The following is a 20,398-nucleotide window of genomic DNA, read 5'->3' as shown; positions in this document are numbered from 1 at the left end:
AAAAAACGCCCGCAAAATGCGGGCGTATGCAAACAAGATATTTAGGTGCGGCAGTTCGAAGGACGGAACTTAGCATCAACCGGGTTAGTGGCGCCGGCCTTACAGGTCCACTTAACCGACCCCGCTGCAGTGAAGGGACTGAGAACCAAGGTACTGTCGCTTGCTACCTTCGCATTGTAGGTGATAGTGATCATACCATTCGCACCAACTGCTACCGACGTAACTGCGTTACCGTTAATGGACCCCGCAGGGGCAAGGCCTGCCAAGGTGTTGCTGTCAGGGAAAGCCCCGATAGACGAAAAGTACTCAGTAACCGTGGTTTTTGCGCCAGACGCCAGACTCAAGCCCTCGGAGACATGGGAACGTTTGGTGTAATCCTGATAAGCCGGCAGCGCAACAGCCGCCAGAATACCGATGATCGCAACCACAATCATCAATTCGATCAGGGTAAAGCCTTTTTGCATTTGAGCTTTCATATAGCATCTCCTAGTTATGTTCAGGTCAGCGACCTACACCAACCCAATGCACCCTTCGTGCCAATTCTTAAACAGCTATTTTAGGCAAGCCCTGCAAGCCAATAACGCAGCACCGCCACACCCTGCCGGCACTAACCGCCTTTTTTTGTCACCCTCCAGCTTTGCGTTTGGCACGCATCAATCAACTAGGCTATAAGGCAAGGATTGTTATGGAGCCTGCAATGAACGATAGTGTGTCCCTTACCGGCCTTGCCCGCCAGATGGTTCTGGCAGAACTACTGGATGAAAAAACCGCTCAACAGGCGCAGAGCCAGGCCCAGCGCAATAAACTGTCGCTGGTCACTTATCTGGTGCAGAACAAACTGGTTAAAAGTCGCGTGCTTGCCGAGCTTGCCTCCGAGCAGTTTGGCGTATCCTTCGTCGATCTGAATTCGATAGACAAAGAAAGCCAACCCAAGGATCTAGTAACCGAAAAGCTGGTGCGCCAACACCGCGTGCTGCCGCTATGGCGTCGCGGCAACAAGCTATTTATCGCTGTTTCCGACCCCACCAATCACCAAGCTGTCACCGACATCCAGTTCAGCACCGGAATGAACACCGAAGCCATCCTGGTGGAAGACGACAAGCTTGGTGAGGCTATCGAAAAATTCTTCGACTCGACCACAAGCGGAATAGACGACCTAGGGGATATAGATCTCGACGGCCTGGATGTTGAAGCGGTCAGTGACGATGCGCAGGACAACGGGGACAGCAATGCTGCCGATGACGCGCCAGTAGTACGCTTTGTCAATAAGATATTGCTGGATGCCATTAAAGGCGGCTCATCTGACCTACACTTTGAGCCCTACGAGAAGGCATATCGCGTACGCTTTCGCACAGACGGCATTCTGCATGAGATAGCTCGGCCGCCCATCCAGCTATCACCACGCATTTCTGCTCGATTGAAGGTTATGGCAGGCCTGGATATTTCCGAGCGCCGCAAGCCGCAGGATGGACGCATCAAAATGCGCATATCTAAAAGCAAATCAATCGACTTTCGTGTAAGTACCTGCCCAACCCTGTGGGGCGAAAAGATCGTAATGCGGATTCTTGACTCCTCCAGCGCGCAGATGGGTATCGACGCACTCGGTTATGAAGAGTCGCAAAAAGAGCTCTATATGTCCGCCCTGAAGCAGCCACAGGGCATGATCCTGGTGACAGGCCCTACCGGCTCTGGCAAAACGGTCTCTCTCTATACAGGCCTGAATATCCTCAATACCGTTGACGTAAACATCTCCACCGCTGAAGACCCCGTGGAAATCAATCTGGAAGGCATCAACCAAGTCAACGTAAACCCCAAACAGGGCATGGATTTTACTGCCGCACTGAAGTCATTCCTGCGTCAGGACCCGGACATCATCATGGTCGGCGAGATTCGCGACCTGGATACCGCGTCCATCGCTATCAAAGCAGCGCAAACCGGCCACATGGTGATGTCCACGCTGCACACCAATAGCGCAGCAGAAACCCTGACTCGCCTGCGCAATATGGGCGTGCCGTCGTTCAATATTGCTACGTCGGTCAACCTGATTATTGCTCAGCGTCTGGCGCGCAAACTCTGTAATAACTGCAAAAAGGAAATACAGGTTCCCCGCGAGGCCCTACTCGAGGAAGGTTTCCCGGAAAACAAAATCGACACCTTCAAGATTTATGAACCTACAGGCTGCGAAAACTGCAATGGCGGTTACAAAGGCCGTGTTGGGATTTATGAAGTGGTTAAAAACACGCCAGCCCTGCAACGGATTATCATGGAGGAAGGCAACTCTATTGATATCTCCATCCAGATGCGCAAAGACGGCTTTAATGACCTGCGTACCTCAGCGCTGCTGAAGGCCATGCAAGGCGTTACCAGCCTCGCTGAAGTGAACCGCGTGACTAAGGACTAACCGATGGCCGTTAAAGCACTAAAAACCAGTACCTTCGCCTGGGAGGGCACCAATAAACAAGGTGCCAAAATAAAAGGCGAGGCTAGCGGCCAGAACCCCGCACTGGTAAAGGCGCAACTGCGCAAACAGGGCATTAACCCGACCAAGGTGCGCAAAAAATCTGCCTCACTGTTCAGTGCCGGAAAAAAAATCAAACCAATGGACATCGCGCTGTTTGCACGGCAGATGGCCACCATGATGAAGGCCGGCGTACCACTGTTACAATCCTTTGACATTATTGCCGAGGGCGTAGACAACCCTAATATGCGCAAGCTGGTTGATGACATCAAACAGCACGTTGCGGCTGGTAATAGCTTTGCGGCTGCCCTCAGAACTCGTCCAGAATACTTTGATGACCTGTTCTGCAACCTGGTGGATGCAGGGGAGCAAGCAGGTGCCCTGGAAAACCTGCTGGACCGAGTTGCGACCTACAAAGAAAAGACCGAAGCGCTTAAAGCAAAAATCAAAAAAGCAATGAACTACCCCATTGCGGTGGTGCTGGTGGCGGTCATTGTTTCGGCTATTTTGTTGATCAAAGTAGTGCCGCAATTTGAATCTGTATTTGCCAACTTTGGCGCTGAACTCCCAGCATTTACGCAGTTTGTAATCGGCATATCTCAGGCCCTGCAAAAGTGGTGGTTCATCATCTTGATTGGCATGCTTGCCACAGCCTTTGCTTTTGCTGAAACCAAGAAGCGTTCGGAGAAATTCCGTAACTGGCTCGACCGAACAGCACTGAAAGCACCGATTGTAGGTGACATCATCTACAAATCCTCCGTTGCGCGTTACGCCCGCACCCTGGCAACCACATTTGCAGCTGGCGTACCACTGGTGGAGGCGCTGGACTCTGTAGCTGGCGCCACCGGCAATATCGTGTTCAAGAATGCGGTGAATAAAATCAAGCAGGATGTCAGTGCCGGTATGCAGCTGAACTTCTCCATGCGCAGCACCGGAGTATTCCCCTCAATGGCCATCCAAATGACCGCCATTGGTGAAGAGTCCGGGGCACTGGATATGATGCTGGATAAAGTCGCCAGCTATTACGAGGCTGAAGTTGATAACGCGGTAGATGGCCTGACCAGCTTGATGGAGCCGCTGATTATGTCGGTACTTGGCGTTCTTGTCGGCGGCCTGATCATTGCCATGTACCTGCCTATCTTCCAGCTGGGTGCTGTTGTTTAACCTATGTCAGTAATCGACTTTTTGGCCAGCCATGTGCTGGCCTTTGTTTTATGCGCACTGCTTATTGGCTTGCTGGTCGGTAGCTTCCTCAATGTATTGATTTACCGCCTACCAAAAATGATGCAGCGCGAGTGGCGTGAACAGGCTCGCGAAATATTGGAGCTGTCCACTGAAGCACCGGCCGCAACATTCAACCTGGTATTGCCTAACTCAAGCTGCCCGCACTGCGCCCACGAAATAAAACCCTGGGAAAACATTCCGATTATCAGCTACCTGTTTCTGCGCGGCAAGTGCTCGAGCTGTAAAGCGTCGATCAGCATGCGCTACCCACTGGTTGAGCTGGCCTGCGGCTTGTTGTCGGCCTTTATCGCGTGGCACTTCGGTTTTACCTGGCAGGCTGGCGCGATGCTCCTGTTGACCTGGGGCTTGCTAGCGATGAGCCTGATCGATGTTGACCACCAGTTGCTGCCGGATTCACTGGTGCTGCCGCTGCTGTGGCTCGGCTTGATTGCAAACAGCTTCGGTCTATTTACTCGCCTGGAGGGTGCGCTCTGGGGCGCGATTGCCGGCTACTTGAGCCTGTGGTCGGTGTACTGGCTGTTCAAGCTGGTAACAGGTAAGGAAGGAATGGGTTATGGCGACTTCAAGCTGTTGGCCATGCTCGGTGCTTGGGGTGGTTGGCAGGTATTGCCTCTAACCATATTGCTGTCTTCGCTAGTTGGCGCGGTACTGGGTTTGATTATGTTGCGCCTGCGTAACGCGGAAACCAGCACACCGATCCCCTTTGGTCCTTATCTGGCGATTGCCGGCTGGATTGCCTTACTTTGGGGTGAGCAAATCACCTCCAGCTACCTGCAGATTGCCGGGCTCTGATAAAACGATGTAGTCCGAATGCAATTCGGGCTACGTCACCACACCGGAAAGCGCCAGCACCTCGCGGACATGCCCCACCTCTTCCGTTCGCCAGCAGCCAAGCTGCTGCACTACAATCGCGCCCTTGGATGACCAACACGAGCGCGCGCCTTGACGAAAAAACCCTGGATCCTTGGCCTTACCGGCGGCATTGGCAGCGGCAAAAGCGCTGTGGCCCAGCACTTTATCGATCTTGGCGTGCATCTGGTCGACGCTGATCATGCGGCACGCTGGGTGGTTGAGCCTGGCAAGCTGGCGCTGGCCAAGATAGCCGAGCACTTCGGCAGCGATGTGTTGCAGGCCGACGGCCAGCTTAATCGCGCAGCATTGCGCAGCCTGGTTTTTGCCGACGCCAATGAGCGGCGCTGGCTTGAAGCCCTGCTGCATCCGCTGATCGGCCAGGAAATCATCCAGTACCTGGCGCGTGCAGAATCACCCTATGCCATTCTGGTTTCGCCATTGCTGGTCGAGTCAGGCCAGCACAAGCTAACCCAGCGCATACTGGTGGTGGACGCCCCCGAGCAGCTGCAAGTGCAGCGCACCACGGCTCGCGATCAGAGCTCTAGCGAGCAGGTGCAGGCTATTCTCCAGGCCCAGGCCAGCCGTGAAGAACGCCTACGCCACGCCCACGATGTGCTGCTAAATGACCAAGATCTACCCTGGCTGCAAGCCGAAGTGGAGCGACTCCACACCTTTTACCTGAGCCTACGCGGAGGCCAAACATGAGTACGCCAACCCTAGTCCCCTGCCCCACCTGCAGTGCGCCCGTCGAATGGGGCCCGCAAAGCCCGAGCCGGCCCTTCTGCTCTGAACGCTGCAAGCTGATCGACCTCGGCGCCTGGGCCTCGGAAGAGCATGCGATTGCCGGTAACCCACTGGAAGATGACGTGTTCTCTGGCGAACTGCCCCTGCGCGAACACTGACCGTCAGGGCCGCATAAAGCCGTAGTCGCGCTCGTCATCCAGATTGTCAGCGAGAAACTGCAGCTCGGCGGCCAAATCCACCGCGCTGCGCCCAACCCGACTGCGCTCGACCACTGCACTGAGCAACGCCCTCAGCGCCATCGCCTGATCAAAACCCTGCACCTCGACACCCTGCAAACTCTGCTCGATTACCTGCCTTGCCCATTGATGCACACCCATGTCACGCCCTCCCTATTGGTAGATAAAAGATCGCGCATAGCCGTTCGCGTAGTTTGATCTGAATCAAGCTACGCAACGCAATCGAAACGCTGAAGGGTGCGCCATCAGCGCGGCAGATCATCATCCTTCCAGGGCGCAGCCAGATAACGCGTACGGTTGAAGGTCTCCAGCCAGTCTGGATAGAACACCACCAGCGCCGTTACCAGCATGCCATTGATAAAGGCTTCGGGAAAAATCACCAGCCAGAGATAGCCGATGAAGTCCTCCAGCCAGGGCGGCATCGGGAACAACCCATCTACCCAAAGCAAGGTGAAAGCGGCAGCGATACACAGCAATGCCGCCAGCGCAGCGGCGAAGAAGCCACTGCAGAAGATGTAAACGAACAGATTTCGCGGCTGCTTTTTCTCAACCCAAATCGCACAGGCTTCGGTCACCCACACAGGTATCACCACCAGCAACACACCGTTAACCCCAAGCGCGGCAAGATCCTGCTTACCCAGTGCAAGCAAACTCAGCTGGGCAATAAACCCCACCAGCATGGCCAACGGCCAGTCCAGCAATAAGGTGACCGCCGTCATGCCGATAAAGTGATAGGACAGACCCGAGTCGAAATCCCGACGCACCAGCCACAGCACAAACAGCGCCAGCGTCGTGCCGCCGAGCAGATGCTGACGGCGCAGATCACTGCACAGCTCGACCCAGGGCGCACGCCAGATCGCCCAGCACAGCAGTGGAAGATAGATCAGCCAACCCAGTATCTGACTGGTGGAAGACAGCAAGTGCGCGGCAATCATGCGGAACAATCCCCAAGCCATCGTGGCCGACTTGTGCAGTCTACAACTGCGGCCTTCAGCAACACATGATAAGTCCGCAACAACCGTCGCAGAGGGGTACCAACAACCCAAGTGCGCAAGCTAAGCTGAGCCCATGGATGACTCAGACTACCTGCGCCTGCTGACGCATCAGGCCGAACAAGCCAACGCCTTCCTCTCTAACGCGCGCAAGTGGGAGCGCGAGCGCTGGGTTTGCCAGCGCCTGCTGCAAGCGCTGAACGTCAGCCACCGCCTGGATGAGCTCAGCGCCGCAGGCCATGAGCCGCCTGACGTGCTGTTCCGCGAGGCCAGCTTTGAAGTGTTCTTCGTCCTCGACGAGGGCCGCCGCCTGAATGATGAATGGCGCGCCGAACTGGAGCGGCGCCGCAGTGCGTTTTCCCTCAGTCAACTGGTACGCCGCGAAGCCAAGCCACGGCGTATCGCCGCAGCCGAACTACAACAACGGCTGACCCCAACCCTGCGCAAGAAAGCCCACAACTATAAAGAGCGCGGCCTTGATCTGGGCGAGCTGGACCTGCTCGCCTACGTCAACCTGAAGCGCGCCGTACCGGACTTCAACAGCCACTTTCCGCCGCCGACCGAGTTTCTCCGCCAGGGTTGGCGCTCGCTGTCACTGGTCGGCCCGACTTTTGCGCGCGTACTTTTCGCCCACCCGGACGCTCCGGACTTTCTGCGTAACAACCTCGGCCGCTCCGTACTCTTCGACGTGGGCATCAGCCTGTGAGCCCTTTGCACGAATTGCTCGCGGCCGTGCCGCAACAGGGCTGCGTGCGCTGGATTGGCGTGCGCGCCGCCTCGCGAGCAGAAATGATTGAGCTGGAGGCCGTCGAAGCGCGCCGCGAAGCCGGCCTCACCGGCGACCACAGCCGGCCAGGGCCGCGCAATGCCCGGCCGGTCACCCTGATCCAGTGGGAACACCTGGCAGTGATCAGCGCATTGATGGGCCGCCCAGCTGAACAGCCAATCAGCGCACCTGAACTACGGCGCAATATCGCCGTCAGCGGCATCAACCTGTTCAGCCTCAAGGGCCGGCGTTTTCGCCTTGGCCAGGCGATTCTGGAAACCACGGGTTGGTGCCAACCCTGTGCAAAGCTGGAAGAACGCTTGGGCCTCGGCACCTTTCAAGCCATGCGCGGCCACGGCGGAATTACCGCACGCGTGCTACAAGGGGGCATTATTCGCCTGAATGACACCCTGCGCGTTGAGCCTTTATAGGCCGCACGGCTAGAATGCCCAGCACTTCAGTCGGCAATCGATCCCATCAATTGCCAACCGGCCCCTTAATTCGAGGCACGCATGTCCAGTCGCCTGAACCCTGATGATCTAAAACGTGTCGAGCAATACCTCAGCGCTCCGCAGCATCAGGTCGAGCGCCAGCCGTTCAAGGTCTGGCGACTGTTGCTGATCATCGTGATCATCGTGATTGGCCTGGGTGTACTGAGCCGTCTTCTGAGTCGACTGGTGCTATGAGCTGCTTAGCGCTCGCCCACAACGACTCACCACTTTTTCTTAAAAGCCTTGTGAGCGTGTCTGATGACTCATCAAATCGTAATTGTCGGCGGCGGCGCCGGCGGACTGGAGCTTGCTACCCGCCTGGGTAGAACCCTGGGTAAGCGCGGCCAGGCCAGGATCACCCTGGTCGACGCCAACCTGACGCATATCTGGAAACCACTGCTGCATGAAGTGGCCGCTGGCTCGCTGAACTCCTCCGGCGACGAACTCAACTACGTAGCGCAAGCCAAGTGGAATCACTTCGAGTTCCAGCTGGGGCGGATGTGCGACCTTAATCGTGCAGAAAAGCGTATCAGCCTGGCCGCGACCCTGGATGAGCAGGGCCAGGTGCTGATGCCTGCGCGCGAACTGAGTTACGACAGCCTGGTCATCGCCGTGGGCAGCACCACTAATGATTTCGGCACCGCCGGCGCCGCCGAGCACTGCCTGTTTCTCGATACCCGCGAGCAGGCCGAACGCTTCCATCATCAATTGCTCAGCCATTACCTGCGCGCCCATGCCAGCCAAGGTGCGGCAACAGAGCTGATCAACATCGCTATCGTCGGTGCCGGCGCCACGGGCGTTGAGCTAGCGGCCGAGTTGCACCACGCAGCGCGTGAACTGGCGGCCTACGGCCTGGATCGGATCAGCCCGGAAAACATGCGCATCACCCTGATCGAAGCCGGCACGCGGGTATTGCCAGCCCTGCCGGAGCGCATTAGTCAGCCAGTGCACAAAACCCTGGAGAAGCTTGGCGTAACCGTACTTACCGGCGCAGCCGTCAGCCAGGTGACTCGCGAGGCGCTGCATACTGCGCAAGGCCAGGTTATTCCAGCCACCTTGAAGGTCTGGGCCGCAGGGATTCGCGCACCTGATTTCCTTAAAGAGCTGGACGGCCTGGAAAGTAATCGCATCAACCAGCTACAGGTGCGCCTGACGCTGCAGACCACCCTGGACGACAACATCTTTGCCTTCGGCGACTGCGCCGCCTGCCCACAACCCGGCAGCGAGGGCCGCAACGTGCCGCCCCGCGCACAAGCGGCGCACCAGCAAGCCTCGCTACTGGCCAAATCGCTGAAACTGCGCATTGAAGGCAAAGCCCTGCCCGAGTATCGCTACCGCGATTACGGCTCACTGATCTCGCTGTCGACCTTCTCGGCGGTCGGCAACCTGATGGGCAACCTGACCGGCAGCGTGATGCTCGAAGGCTGGCTGGCCAGGATGTTCTACGTATCGCTCTACCGCATGCATCAGATCGCCCTGTATGGCGTAACCCGCACGCTACTGATGATGCTCGGCGACCGCATCGGCCGCAGCACCGAGCCGCGCCTTAAGCTGCACTAAGCTGATCCAGCAAAACCCGTAAAAGCGGGCCATGACCACCAAGTGATGATCGCGGCCATGGTCCGTTTTTACATTTATTTAAGCGCCAGAACGGTTGCCGGCATAAATCGCGGACAATAAAAAACCCGCACTAGGCGGGTTTTTTATCATTCAAGCATGCTTGAAATGGTGGGTCGTGTGGGATTCGAACCTACGACCAATTGGTTAAAAGCCAACTGCTCTACCAACTGAGCTAACGACCCAAAAATGGTCGGGGTAGGGGGATTCGAACTCCCGACATCCTGCTCCCAAAGCAGGCGCGCTACCGGACTGCGCTATACCCCGATGAAATATTGGCTCCGCGACCAGGACTCGAACCTGGGACCCAATGATTAACAGTCATTTGCTCTACCGACTGAGCTATCGCGGAACTACTTGCTTCCTTTCTCAGAAACCGGAGCCGGTTGTTAAATCGTTTCCCGTGTCTGAGGCGCGCCATTTTACGTTTCCGCGCGCGCCTGTCAACCCCTTAAATTGCTTTTAGTACAATGATTTGCAGCTGCGTGAGCGGCTGCTATATCTTCCCTATGTCTGTATTCATTGCAGGACGCACCAGCCGCAAGGCTCCAGCCAGGAAAGTCCATGAGTAACCAGGGCACACCGCCAAATCTACCCGGCTCAGCGCAAACCTTAGCCAGCCGGGGCATCCAGCCGCGCTTCGGTGATCTGGTGCAAAGCTGTCGAAAACTGGTGATGAATCGCCTGGCCGAACACCTGACCGGGGTCTTCGCCCAAGTCGACGACACGTTGTTTGAGTGCGCCGAAAAAGCCGAGAACAACCAGGTACAAACCCTGTTCTTCGACAACATGCGCGAGATCCGTAGGCAGCGCCCGCAGATAGAACGCAGCTACCACCAGCAGATCGCACAGAACTTCTCCGGCTTCCTCGAAGGTAAGCTCAAGCCGCCGCCCAGCGCCAGCGAACTGGACGCCGAGCACATGGCCCTGGTGCAGAACGAGGATTATGAAGAAAGCCTGCAAGTCACCAATATGGTCAGCCGGGTCAAGGCACGCTGCGCGCAGCCGCTGTTTGCTCTAGAGCAACGTCTGGCGCCGCTGAATAACGGCCAAAAACTCGTCGAGGACATCAACCCCTTCGGTCCGCAGATGATTGCCCAGGCGTTTCGCGACGCCCTGCCCCCCCTGCCCGTTTCCGCTGCGTATAAAGGTCATCCTTTATGCGTTGTTTGACACGCACGTCATGCAGAGCCTGGACAGCATCTATGCCGCGCTGAATCAGCGCCTGATTGATGCCGGCGTACTGCCAAACCTGAAGTACACCGCACAGCGCAACAACCCGCCAGCACGCCCCAAGGCAACACCCGCTGCATCAGCCGAACACACGACCGAGAGCAGCACCAGCAGCCAGTCGCAGGGCACTGCCGCGGCTACACAACCACCAGGGCAACCCTACAGCGCCGGCAGCACAGACTTGAGCGGCCCGCCGCCGAGCGACCCGCAGGAGTTACTGGGCAGCCTGGCAACCTTGCTGGGTGAACATCGCCAACGCGATATTGACGCCCCGCTGCTTGGCGGCACCCGCAGCATTGCCAGCTTCACCCCGCGCGAGGCGACCAGCACCTATAGCGCCTCGGCCCTGCTGGATGCGCTCAACCGCATGCAGCAGCAATCGGCCAACGACCTGTCGCAGCGCCTGAGTCGCCCGCAGCAGGTAGAAGGCCTCAAGGCGGACCTGCAACAACAGCTGGAAGCCCATAGCGAGCTGCCGGGGCAGCAAAAGGTTTCCGACCAGGAAGCCGACGTAATCGACCTGGTCGGCATGCTGTTCGACTTTATCCTCGACGACGACAACCTGCCGGACAGCTGCAAGACCACTCTGTCTCACCTGCACACGCCCTACCTTAAAGTGGCACTGCAGGACAAAGCGCTATTCACCCAGCATCATCACCCTGCCCGCCGCCTGCTCAACGCCATGGCCCAGGCCGGCGTGCTGTATGGCGGCGAAGGCGATGAGCGCGGCCTGCTGGCCAAGATGCAGTGGGTAGTCGAGCGGGTTATCCATGATTTCTTTGGCGACCTGCAACTCTTTGAAGGCCTGCTGGACGAGTTCAACGAATTCGTTGCCACCCTCAGACACAAGGTCGAGCTGCGTGAACGTCGTGCAGTGGAAGCAGCCAAAGGCCGCGACAAACTGCTTGGCGCGCGCCAGCACGCAGTAGAAGCGATCGCCAACAGCCTGAACAACCGCCAGCCGCCGACCATCATCCGTAACTTCCTCGAACTGACCTGGGCCGATGTGCTGGTATTCGTGTTGTTGCGCAATGGCGAACAGAGCCCGGAATGGCAACGCGCCTGCGAAGCGGCTGAGCAGCTGGCCTGGAGCGGCACGCTGCTCGATGAAGCAGGCCGCGAGCGCCTGCAGAAGTTGCGCGTGCCGCTACTCGAAGACTTGCGGAAGGGCCTGGAACTGCGCGGTGGTTACCACGAAGACGGCATCCGCCGCCTGCTGCAGGACCTGGTGGCCTGCCAACATGCCGTACAGGCCAAGCAGCCACAGGTGGCCGCCCAGCTCAAACCAACCCTGCCCGAGAGCCCACTGGGCGCCATGCTCGGTGAAGATGCCGCGCTGGCCACTCTGGCACCACGTGAATCAACACTCTCGACCCGCGCGCGGGCGCTGGCCAAAGGACTGGGGCATATCGAGTTCGGCACCTGGTTCGAGTTCGTCAATGGCGAGCAGGTGCGCACACTCAAGCTGTCCTGGTTCAGCCCAACAACCCGCAACTACATGTTTGTCGACCAGAGCGGCCAGCGCGTGGCAATCAAAGCGCTCACCCAGTTGGCCACTGAAATGGAACAAGGGCTGGCGCGCATCGTCACCCCCGAACGAGGTGCACCACTGGTGGACCGTGCCCTTACCGCCATTTACCGCGTGCCCCAGCGTTTTACCGGGCGCACGGCTGAGCCTCAAGAATAAGGAACTCCTATGGATGACGAACGTCGCCTGCACAGCCGGCATAACGCCGACGTGCAACTGGAAGTCTTCGACTTACACACCGGGCAGCGCCTGGGCCGCGTGGTCGACCTGTCCGCCGATGGCTTCATGCTGTTCAGTGACACGCCGCTGACCGCAGACGAGTTGGTGGAGTGCCGCCTGGTCAGCGAACAGGTGATTGAAGGCGTATGCGAAATAACCCTGGGGGCCGACTGCCTGTGGAGCCGCCCCGGTGCGGACGGCCAGCATTGCTGGGCAGGTTTTCACATCATTGACCTGGCAGAAGACCAGGCTGCAGCGCTGGAAGTCCTGCTCAAGCACCTGTAAACCTGCCGAATAAAAAACACCCCGGTCAGCGCGAACGAACCGGGGTGTTTTTAATTGTGCAGCGCTATTGTGGCCGATGGCGCTTAACCAAAGACGATTTCATCGCCCTCAACCTTGCCCGTCACACTGCTGCCTGGGGCGAACTTGCCCGCCAGGATCAACTGCGCCAGGGGGTTCTCGATCCAACGCTGTACCGCACGCTTGAGCGGGCGCGCACCATAGACCGGGTCATAGCCGACGGCGATCAGCTTATCCAAGGCCTCGTCAGACAGCTCCAGGCTCAGCTCGCGCTCAGCCAGGCGCTGACGCAAACGGCCCAGCTGGATCTGCGCAATACCGGCAATCTGATCACGGGCCAGCGGCTCGAAGATCACCACCTCATCAATCCGGTTGATAAATTCCGGACGGAAGTGCGTGCCTACCGCATCCATCACCGCCGCACGCTGCGCCTCGCGGTCCCCGACCAGCTCCTGAATCTGCGCAGAACCCAGGTTGGAGGTCATCACGACCACGGTGTTCTTGAAGTCCACGGTACGGCCGTGGCTATCAGTCAAACGGCCATCTTCCAGCACCTGCAACAGCACGTTGAACACATCCGGGTGAGCTTTCTCCACCTCATCCAGGAGGATCACTGAGTAGGGTTTGCGGCGTACCGCCTCGGTCAGATAACCGCCCTCTTCATAGCCGACATAGCCTGGCGGCGCGCCGATCAGCCGTGCCACGGAGTGCTTCTCCATGAATTCGGACATGTCGATACGCACCAGCGCTTCTTCTGTATCGAAGAGGAATTCGGCCAGCGCCTTGCACAGCTCGGTCTTGCCGACGCCGGTTGGGCCGAGAAAGAGGAACGATCCGCTCGGCCTATTCGGGTCGGCCAAACCAGCACGGGAGCGCCGCACCGCATTGGCCACGGCCACCACAGCTTCGTCCTGACCGATAACCCGCTGGTGCAGCAGGCCTTCCATTTTCAACAGCTTGTCACGCTCGCCTTCGAGCATCTTACTCACAGGGATGCCGGTCCACTTCGACACCACTTCGGCGATTTCTTCCTCGGTGACCTTGCTGCGCAGCAGTTGATTCTCGCTTTTACCGTGCTGATCGACCATCTGCAGGCTGCGCTCCAGATCGGGAATAATCCCGTACTGCAGCTCAGCCATACGATTCAGATCGCCCTTGCGCCGCGCCGCCTCAAGCTCCTGACGGGCCTGTTCGATTTTCTGCTGGATCTGCGCAGAGCCTTGCACTTCGGCCTTTTCCGACTTCCAGATATCCTCCAGATCAGCGTACTCGCGCTCCAGCCGGGCGATGTCCTCGTTGAGCTTGGCCAGGCGCTTGATCGCCGCTTCGTCGTCCTCCTTCTTCAGGGCCTGAGCCTCAACCTTGAGCTGAATCAGCCGGCGCTCCAGGCGGTCGAGCACTTCAGGCTTGGAATCGATCTCCATACGAATGCGACTGGCCGCCTCGTCGATCAGATCGATGGCCTTGTCTGGCAACTGACGATCGGTGATATAGCGGTGCGACAGCTTGGCCGCAGCAATGATCGCGCCGTCAGTGATGGCCACCTTGTGGTGCACCTCGTAGCGTTCTTTCAGCCCACGCAGGATGGCGATGGTGTCCTCTTCGCTCGGCTCATCGACCAGCACTTTCTGGAAGCGCCGTTCCAGCGCGGCATCTTTCTCGATGTACTGGCGGTATTCGTTGAGCGTAGTGGCGCCGACACAGTGCAGCTCACCGCGCGCCAGGGAGGGCTTGAGCATATTGCCGGCGTCCATCGAACCTTCGCCTTTGCCGGCGCCGACCATGGTGTGCAGCTCGTCAATAAACAGGATGATTCGCCCTTCCTGCTTGCTCAACTCGTTGAGCACCGCCTTCAGCCGCTCCTCGAATTCACCACGGAACTTGGCACCTGCGATCAGCGCGCCCATATCCAGCGACAACAGGCGCTTGTCCTTCAGCCCATCCGGCACTTCACCGTTGACGATGCGCTGGGCCAGGCCCTCGGCAATTGCCGTCTTGCCCACGCCGGGTTCACCAATCAGCACCGGGTTGTTCTTGGTACGGCGCTGCAACACCTGGATGGTGCGGCGGATTTCGTCGTCGCGACCGATCACCGGATCGAGCTTGCCCTCTTCGGCGCGCTTGGTCAGGTCGACGGTGTATTTATCCAGGGCTTGCCGATTTTCCTCGACGTTCGGGTCATTGACCGCATCGCCACCGCGCAGATTGGTCACGGCATTTTCCAGCGCTTTGCGGCTTACACCTTGACCGAGTAGCAGCTTGCCCAGCTTGGTGTTCTCATCCATTGCGGCCAGCAGCACCAACTCGCTGGAAATAAACTGGTCACCCTTCTGCTGCGACAGGCGATCGGCCTGATTGAGCAGACGCGCCAGATCCTGCGACAGATTGACATCGCCGGATGGGTTCTGGATTTTGCCCAGCTGATCCAGCTCTTTGCCAAGGGCCAGACGCAGGCTGTTGACATCAAAACCGACCTGCATCAGCAGCGGCTTGATCGAGCCGCCCTGCTGCTCGAGCAATGCCTGCATCAGGTGCAGCGGCTCAATGGCCGCATGATCAAGGCCAACGGCCAGGGATTGCGCATCGGACAGCGCGAGTTGCAACTTGCTGGTTAAACGATCAATACGCATAAACAATCAGCCCTCGTGGTGATGGCAGGCCGGCGCACTGAATCGCGCCCAAACAGAAAGCCTGCGAGATGAAGAGTAGATGAGGCCGATTGTGCGGGTTTCAAGCCGAGTGGCGTTGACCTGAGTCATTTACCGCAGCAGTGCCACAGAGGCGGCACGCGAGGGTCAGTTGCCCAGCCAGATCAGGCTGGCAAAACGCCCGGTTTGTGCCGAACGGCGGTAGGAGAAGAAGCGTGGATCGTTGAAGGTGCAGAAATCGGCGCCGTAGACTGCCTCAACGCCGCAAGCGGCCAGGCGAATACGCGCCAGCTGGTAGATATCAGCCATAAATTTGCCCGCATTAATGCTGGGCTGAAATGCCGCTGCGGCCTGCGCATGCTGGCCAACAAAGGCTTCACGCACTTCCGCGCCCACCTCAAAGGCCTGCGCCCCAATTGCCGGCCCCAACCAGACCAGTACCTGATCTGCCGCCACCGCCAATTGATCCAGGGTGGCTTCAAGTACCCCAGCAGCCAGACCGCGCCAGCCGGCATGGGCTGCCGCAACACGGGTTCCGGCACGGTCACAGAACAGCGCGGGCAGGCAGTCGGCGGTCATTACCGTGCAGGCGATACCTGGCTTGCTCGTCCAACTGGCGTCGGCTTCAAGTACCAGAGCAGGATTGGCCTCAACCACCGCAACACCATGCACCTGCTGCAACCAGGCGGGCTTGCAGCCGAGCAGGCTGACCAAGCGCTGACGGTTTTTCAGCACGGCCTTTGGATCATCGCCAACATGCTCGCCCAGATTGCAACTGTCGAACGGGGCAACGCTGACACCACCACTGCGGGTGGTGACACTGGTCCTTACTCTGGCCGGTGCAGGCCATTGCGGCGTTAGCCAGTCGTGCATCCTGTCACCCTGCTCCCTGTTACCCACGCGTGTCAGCCAGATCCTTGTCAGCCGATAAAGGCTTCACGATCCTGACGCAGCAGCGTCAGCAACCAGACAAAGTCATCCGGCAATGGCGACTGCCATTTCATCCGTTCACCGCTAATCGGATGGTCCAGCTCCAAGAAACGCGCATGCAAGGCCTGGCGCGGAAACTCCTTGAGGGTCTGCACCATGCTCGGGTTGGCCGCTGGCGGAATACGGAAACTCCCGCCGTAGACCGGATCGCCCACCAGCGGATAGCCAATATGACTCATGTGTACGCGAATCTGGTGGGTGCGGCCGGTTTCCAGCTTGACCCGCGCATGGGTATGCGAACGGTAGCGCTCCAGCACGCGGTAGTGGCTGACCGCTGGCTTGCCACCATCGCTGACTGCCATACGCTGACGCTGTGACGAACTGCGGCCGATAGGCGCGTTGATCTTGCCACCGGACGTGATCACACCGATCACGATGCATTCGTAGATACGGCTGACCGAGCGCTTCTGCAGCTGGTCGACCAGGCGGGTCTGCGCCTCGATGGTCTTGGCCACCACCATCAGGCCGGTGGTGTCCTTGTCCAGACGATGGACGATGCCGGCACGCGGCACGTTGATAATGTCCGGCACGTGGTGCAACAAAGCGTTGAGCAAGGTGCCATCGGCATGCCCGGCAGCCGGATGCACAACCAGGCCAGCCGGTTTGTCGATCACCAGAATCTGCTCGTCTTCGTAGACGATGTTTAGCGCAATGTCCTGGGCAATCCATTCGCCCTGGGCTTCCTGCTCGGCGTTCAACGCTAGCAATGCACCGCCGTGGACGATGTCGCGCGGGCGCAACACCTCACCATCGACGGTCAGCAGACCCTCTTTGATCCAAGCAGACAGACGCGAACGCGAGTGCTCGGCGAACAGGAGTGCGGCGACTTGATCGAGGCGTTGACCGCCCATTTCATAGGGCACCTCGGCGTTCAGTTCAATGATCTGCTTATTAATAGAGGACATGCTCGGCAACAGAGGGGGCATAGCTTTTGGTTTCGGCTACACGCTTGTGGTTAAATACGGCGTCTTTGCCCCAGGGGTACCGGGGGCGCTCATCATAACAGGACGGCCTTGCTCAAGACAGCCGCCGTCACAGGGACGCAAGCCGCCATGCAAGTGAAACACCTGCTGCTGATCGCAATCCTCGCCCTCACTGCCGCCTGCTCATCGAAGCCGGTGGTCGACGAAAATCTGAGCGAGACCGAACTCTACCAGCAGGCACAGGCCGACCTGGATAATAGTAGCTACACCAGCGCCGTCGCCAAGCTCAAGGCACTGGAGTCGCGCTATCCGTTCGGCCGCTATGCCGAGCAAGCGCAGCTGGAGCTGATCTACGCTTACTACAAGAACGTTGAGCCTAAAGCAGCCAAGTCCGCGGCCGATCGCTTTATACGCCTGCACCCGCAACACGCCAACGCCGATTACGCTTACTACCTCAAGGGCCTCGCCTCATTCGACCAGGACCGCGGCCTGATCGCGCGCTTCGTCCCGCTGGACATGACCAAGCGCGATCCAGGTGCCGCCCGCGACTCGTACAACGAGTTCGCCCAGCTCACCAGCCGCTTCCCTACCAGCCGCTACGCACCAGACGCCAAGCAGCGCATGATCTACCTGCGCAACTTGCTGGCCGCCTACGAGATCCATGTGGCGCACTATTACTTGACCCGTAACGCCTACGTGGCTGCCGCCAACCGTGGCCGCTATGTGGTGGAAAACTTCCAGGAAACCCCAGCAGTCGGCGACGGTCTGGCGGCCATGACAGAAGCCTACCAGCGCCTGACCCTGGATGATCTAGCAGCCACCAGCCTGGAAACCCTCAAGCTCAACTATCCGGACCACCCAAGCCTGGTCGACGGCCAGTTCGTCCCGCGCGAAGAAGAGGCCGACAGCCGCTCCTGGCTGGCCAAGGCCACTCTGGGCCTGATCGAAACCGACACCCCACTGCCCCCCGGGCGAAACCCGCGCCAGCCAAGACGTGATTCGCCAGTACGAAGATGCCGAAGAGCAGATTCCGGACGAACTCAAGACTGGCACCAGCGAAGATAAGCCAAGCCGCTCCTGGTTCAGCTACATGACTTTCGGTCTGTTCGACTAAGTCGGCAAACGCAATTAAACAAGGGAGGCTCAATGCCTCCCTTTTTATTGGCCAGATCACCGAACCTACAACCGCACGCATGCTCACAGCCAAACGCCAGGCGTCGCTTTCGCCCAACGCTTAGAAAAACAACACTCCGCGCACAGTTTCAACGCTGGGCACACGCAAACGGGTTAGCTAAACTGCCCGCTTACCGATAGAAGGAGAGCTCCATGGGCCTGTTCCGCTTACTGTTCTGGATTGCCATCATTGCGGCAGCCTTCTGGCTATGGCGACGCGTTACTCGGCCAGCAGCCCCACGCACCGAAGAGCGCAACACCAGCGCAGCTCCGACGCCTATGGTGCGCTGCGAGCATTGCGGCACCCATGTACCGCGCGACCATGCACTGGCAAAGGGCGAACAGTGGTTCTGCAGCCAGGTACACCTAGAACAAGGCCCACAATCCGGTGAACGCTGATTTCTCCCTGAGCGGGGAGCAACGCTGGCGAATCCTGCGGCTCTATCACCTATACCGCCTGGTTATCGGCATTACCCTGGCGCTGCTGATTTCCAGCGACCTCGACGCCCAGCTGCTGGACATGATGCACCCGACGCTGTTTCGCAATGGCAGCTGGCTGTATCTGGCACTCAACGTCCTGATCATCGCCACCGTACGCCGCCCCAAGCGTCTGGCGCAGGTATTCAGCCTGGCCATGGTCGACGTGATTCTGCTCTCCGGCCTGTTCTATGCCGCCGGCGGCACACCCAGCGGCATCGGCAACCTGCTGATTGTCGCAGTGGCGATCGCCAATATCCTGTTGCGCGGACGTATCGGCCTGCTGATTGCCGCAGTCGCCGCAACAGGCATGATCTACCTGACCTTCTACCTCAGCCTCAGTCGCCCGGCCGCTGCCGCACAATACGTGCAGGCCGGCGCACTTGGCGCGCTGTGCTTTGCCGCCGCATTGTTTGTGCAGGGGCTGACACGCCGCCTGCAAGTCAGCGAAAGTCTGGCCGAGCAACGCGCCGCCGACGTGGCCAATCTGGAAGCACTCAACGCACTGATCCTACAACGTATGCGCACCGGCATTCTGGTGCTGGATGAATTACACCGCGTACTACTGGCCAACCAGGGCGCCAACCACCTGCTTGGACATACTGATCTGACCGGCAAGATCCTCGACCCGCACTGCCCCGAGCTGATCAAGCGCATGCAGCAATGGTCGCACAACCCCAGCCTGCACCCCGCCAGCCTACAAGCGGCCCCCGACGGCCGAGTGCTGCAGCCAAGCTTTATAGCCCTGCAACGCGGCGAGCATAAACACACGCTGGTCTTCCTCGATGACATCTCGCAGATCGCGCAGCAGGCGCAACAGCTCAAGCTTGCCTCACTGGGCCGCCTGACCGCCGGTATCGCCCACGAGATTCGCAACCCACTAGGGGCGATCAGCCACGCTGCGCAGCTGCTGCAGGAGTCGGAAGAACTGGAAGGTCCGGACCTACGCCTGGCGCAGATCATTCAGGATCACTCGCGGCGGATGAACCTGGTGATCGAGAACGCTCTGCAACTGTCGCGCCGGCGCCAAGCAGAACCACAACTGCTCGACCTGAAGTACTGGCTACACCGCTTCGCCAGCGAGTTCCGCAGCAGCGCCGCCCCCGGTCAGACTCTGCACCTGGAAACCAGCAGCGGCAGCATTCAAACGCGCATGGACCCACACCAGCTCACCCAAGTGCTGAGCAACCTGGTGGAAAACGGCCTGCGCTACAGCGCGCAGAAAAACAGGCACGGCCAGGTCTGGCTGAAGCTGTTCCGCGACCCGGAGAGCGAGCTGCCGGTACTCGAAGTGCTGGACGACGGCCCCGGCGTATCCGAAGAGCAGCTGCACCATCTGTTCGAGCCCTTCTACACCACGGAAAACAAGGGCACCGGCCTGGGCCTGTATATTTCCCGCGAACTGTGCGAAAGCAACCAGGCCCGCCTCGACTATAAACTTCGTGAAGGTGGCGGCAGCTGCCTGCGCATCACCTTCGCCCACCCGCGCAAACTGAGCTGACC

At 58.8% G+C, this 20,398-nt stretch carries 21 protein-coding genes, 3 tRNA genes and 1 pseudogene; 15 read left to right on the top strand and 10 right to left on the bottom strand.

What is annotated here, in order from left to right; translation table 11 throughout:
- Positions 1-41 precede the first annotated feature (41 nt).
- Positions 42-476: a pilin gene (locus BLW24_RS13165; RefSeq protein WP_090381737.1), complete on the bottom strand. Its 435-nt coding sequence runs from the start codon at positions 474-476 to the stop codon at positions 42-44.
- Between the two features lie 221 nt (positions 477-697).
- Between BLW24_RS13165 and pilB the strand changes: the two genes are divergently transcribed.
- The 3 genes from pilB to BLW24_RS13150 are packed head-to-tail and all read left to right on the top strand — an operon-like array spanning position 698 to position 4,495.
- The gene (gene pilB / locus BLW24_RS13160) at positions 698-2,401 is read left to right on the top strand and encodes a type IV-A pilus assembly ATPase PilB (protein ID WP_090381732.1); all 1,704 of its coding nucleotides are present in this window, start codon (positions 698-700) and stop codon (positions 2,399-2,401) included.
- Between the two features lie 3 nt (positions 2,402-2,404).
- Positions 2,405-3,622: a type II secretion system F family protein gene (locus tag BLW24_RS13155; protein ID WP_090381725.1), complete on the top strand. Its 1,218-nt coding sequence runs from the start codon at positions 2,405-2,407 to the stop codon at positions 3,620-3,622.
- Positions 3,623-3,625: 3 nt separating this feature from the next.
- Complete coding sequence (locus BLW24_RS13150) at positions 3,626-4,495, top strand: prepilin peptidase (protein ID WP_090381720.1); 870 nt, start codon at positions 3,626-3,628, stop codon at positions 4,493-4,495.
- Between the two features lie 30 nt (positions 4,496-4,525).
- Here BLW24_RS13150 and BLW24_RS25970 read toward each other — a convergent pair whose 3' ends face one another.
- Entirely contained in the window at positions 4,526-4,756 is a 231-nt protein-coding gene (locus BLW24_RS25970; protein ID WP_167360303.1) for a hypothetical protein, read from the bottom strand.
- Between BLW24_RS25970 and coaE the strand changes: the two genes are divergently transcribed.
- Positions 4,646-5,260, top strand: coding sequence for a dephospho-CoA kinase (gene coaE / locus BLW24_RS13145; RefSeq protein ID WP_090381713.1), 615 nt, complete (start codon positions 4,646-4,648; stop codon positions 5,258-5,260). The genes BLW24_RS25970 and coaE overlap by 111 nt on opposite strands.
- A complete protein-coding gene (gene yacG / locus BLW24_RS13140; protein ID WP_090381707.1) occupies positions 5,257-5,457 on the top strand; it encodes a DNA gyrase inhibitor YacG in 201 nt (66 codons plus the stop codon). Before coaE ends, yacG begins: the two co-directional genes overlap by 4 nt.
- A gap of 3 nt (positions 5,458-5,460) precedes the next feature.
- On the opposite strand, the gene BLW24_RS13135 is transcribed toward yacG, so the two are convergent.
- Together BLW24_RS13135 and BLW24_RS13130 are read right to left on the bottom strand one after the other, a co-directional pair.
- Positions 5,461-5,676, bottom strand: coding sequence for a hypothetical protein (locus BLW24_RS13135; protein ID WP_090381702.1), 216 nt, complete (start codon positions 5,674-5,676; stop codon positions 5,461-5,463).
- A 104-nt stretch (positions 5,677-5,780) separates the two neighbouring features.
- Positions 5,781-6,470, bottom strand: a complete 690-nt coding sequence (locus BLW24_RS13130; protein ID WP_090381696.1) for an energy-coupling factor ABC transporter permease — start codon at positions 6,468-6,470, stop codon at positions 5,781-5,783.
- A 133-nt stretch (positions 6,471-6,603) separates the two neighbouring features.
- Here BLW24_RS13130 and BLW24_RS13125 point away from each other — a divergent pair, with 133 nt between their 5' ends.
- The 4 genes from BLW24_RS13125 to BLW24_RS13110 all read left to right on the top strand — a co-directional run bounded on the left by BLW24_RS13125 (position 6,604) and on the right by BLW24_RS13110 (position 9,344).
- Entirely contained in the window at positions 6,604-7,233 is a 630-nt protein-coding gene (locus tag BLW24_RS13125; RefSeq protein ID WP_090381688.1) for a DUF1780 domain-containing protein, read from the top strand.
- Positions 7,230-7,724 (top strand): MOSC domain-containing protein, encoded by a 495-nt coding sequence (locus BLW24_RS13120; RefSeq protein ID WP_090381684.1) that lies wholly within the window; start codon positions 7,230-7,232, stop codon positions 7,722-7,724. The genes BLW24_RS13125 and BLW24_RS13120 overlap by 4 nt, the downstream gene beginning before the upstream one ends.
- 81 nt (positions 7,725-7,805) lie before the next feature.
- Positions 7,806-7,979 carry a DUF3094 family protein gene (locus BLW24_RS13115; RefSeq protein ID WP_090381681.1) on the top strand — a complete coding sequence of 58 codons (174 nt, stop codon included), beginning with the start codon at positions 7,806-7,808 and terminating at the stop codon, positions 7,977-7,979.
- Positions 7,980-8,042: 63 nt separating this feature from the next.
- Positions 8,043-9,344: an NAD(P)/FAD-dependent oxidoreductase gene (locus BLW24_RS13110; RefSeq protein ID WP_090381676.1), complete on the top strand. Its 1,302-nt coding sequence runs from the start codon at positions 8,043-8,045 to the stop codon at positions 9,342-9,344.
- A gap of 166 nt (positions 9,345-9,510) precedes the next feature.
- Here BLW24_RS13110 and BLW24_RS13105 read toward each other — a convergent pair.
- The 3 genes from BLW24_RS13105 to BLW24_RS13095 form a co-directional block, all read right to left on the bottom strand.
- Positions 9,511-9,586 (bottom strand) — tRNA-Lys (locus BLW24_RS13105).
- Positions 9,587-9,591: 5 nt separating this feature from the next.
- Positions 9,592-9,668 (bottom strand) — tRNA-Pro (locus tag BLW24_RS13100).
- 9 nt (positions 9,669-9,677) lie between these two features.
- Positions 9,678-9,753: transfer RNA gene (locus BLW24_RS13095), tRNA-Asn, on the bottom strand.
- A gap of 212 nt (positions 9,754-9,965) precedes the next feature.
- On the opposite strand from BLW24_RS13095, the gene BLW24_RS27175 reads away from it, so the two are divergent.
- The 3 genes from BLW24_RS27175 to BLW24_RS13085 are packed head-to-tail and all read left to right on the top strand — an operon-like array spanning position 9,966 to position 12,666.
- Positions 9,966-10,574, top strand: a complete 609-nt coding sequence (locus BLW24_RS27175; protein WP_420874993.1) for a DUF1631 family protein — start codon at positions 9,966-9,968, stop codon at positions 10,572-10,574.
- A gap of 10 nt (positions 10,575-10,584) precedes the next feature.
- A complete protein-coding gene (locus tag BLW24_RS13090) occupies positions 10,585-12,321 on the top strand; it encodes a DUF1631 family protein (protein ID WP_420874992.1) in 1,737 nt (578 codons plus the stop codon).
- A gap of 9 nt (positions 12,322-12,330) precedes the next feature.
- The gene (locus tag BLW24_RS13085) at positions 12,331-12,666 is read left to right on the top strand and encodes a PilZ domain-containing protein (protein WP_090381671.1); all 336 of its coding nucleotides are present in this window, start codon (positions 12,331-12,333) and stop codon (positions 12,664-12,666) included.
- Positions 12,667-12,749: 83 nt separating this feature from the next.
- Here BLW24_RS13085 and clpB read toward each other — a convergent pair whose 3' ends face one another.
- The 3 genes from clpB to rluD all read right to left on the bottom strand — a co-directional run bounded on the left by clpB (position 12,750) and on the right by rluD (position 17,227).
- Positions 12,750-15,314: an ATP-dependent chaperone ClpB gene (gene clpB, locus BLW24_RS13080; RefSeq protein WP_090381668.1), complete on the bottom strand. Its 2,565-nt coding sequence runs from the start codon at positions 15,312-15,314 to the stop codon at positions 12,750-12,752.
- Positions 15,315-15,479: 165 nt separating this feature from the next.
- A complete protein-coding gene (gene pgeF / locus BLW24_RS13075) occupies positions 15,480-16,205 on the bottom strand; it encodes a peptidoglycan editing factor PgeF (protein ID WP_090381665.1) in 726 nt (241 codons plus the stop codon).
- 47 nt (positions 16,206-16,252) lie between these two features.
- On the bottom strand, positions 16,253-17,227 hold the full coding sequence (gene rluD, locus BLW24_RS13070) for a 23S rRNA pseudouridine(1911/1915/1917) synthase RluD (RefSeq protein WP_090381660.1): 975 nt from the start codon (positions 17,225-17,227) through the stop codon (positions 16,253-16,255).
- Positions 17,228-17,374: 147 nt separating this feature from the next.
- Between rluD and BLW24_RS13065 the strand changes: the two are divergent.
- The 3 genes and pseudogenes from BLW24_RS13065 (at position 17,375) to BLW24_RS13055 (ending at position 20,396) form a co-directional block, all read left to right on the top strand.
- A pseudogene (locus BLW24_RS13065) lies at positions 17,375-18,359 on the top strand (outer membrane protein assembly factor BamD).
- A 212-nt stretch (positions 18,360-18,571) separates the two neighbouring features.
- Positions 18,572-18,817, top strand: a complete 246-nt coding sequence (locus tag BLW24_RS13060; RefSeq protein ID WP_090381655.1) for a PP0621 family protein — start codon at positions 18,572-18,574, stop codon at positions 18,815-18,817.
- On the top strand, positions 18,807-20,396 hold the full coding sequence (locus BLW24_RS13055) for a sensor histidine kinase (RefSeq protein ID WP_090381648.1): 1,590 nt from the start codon (positions 18,807-18,809) through the stop codon (positions 20,394-20,396). Before BLW24_RS13060 ends, BLW24_RS13055 begins: the two co-directional genes overlap by 11 nt.
- The last annotated feature ends 2 nt before the right edge of the window (positions 20,397-20,398 follow it).

The organism is Pseudomonas anguilliseptica (genome assembly GCF_900105355.1).
Classification (GTDB): Bacteria; Pseudomonadota; Gammaproteobacteria; order Pseudomonadales; family Pseudomonadaceae; genus Aquipseudomonas; species Aquipseudomonas anguilliseptica.
Note: the sequence above shows the minus strand (reverse complement) of the source record. Positions and strands in the feature narration are given on the sequence as shown.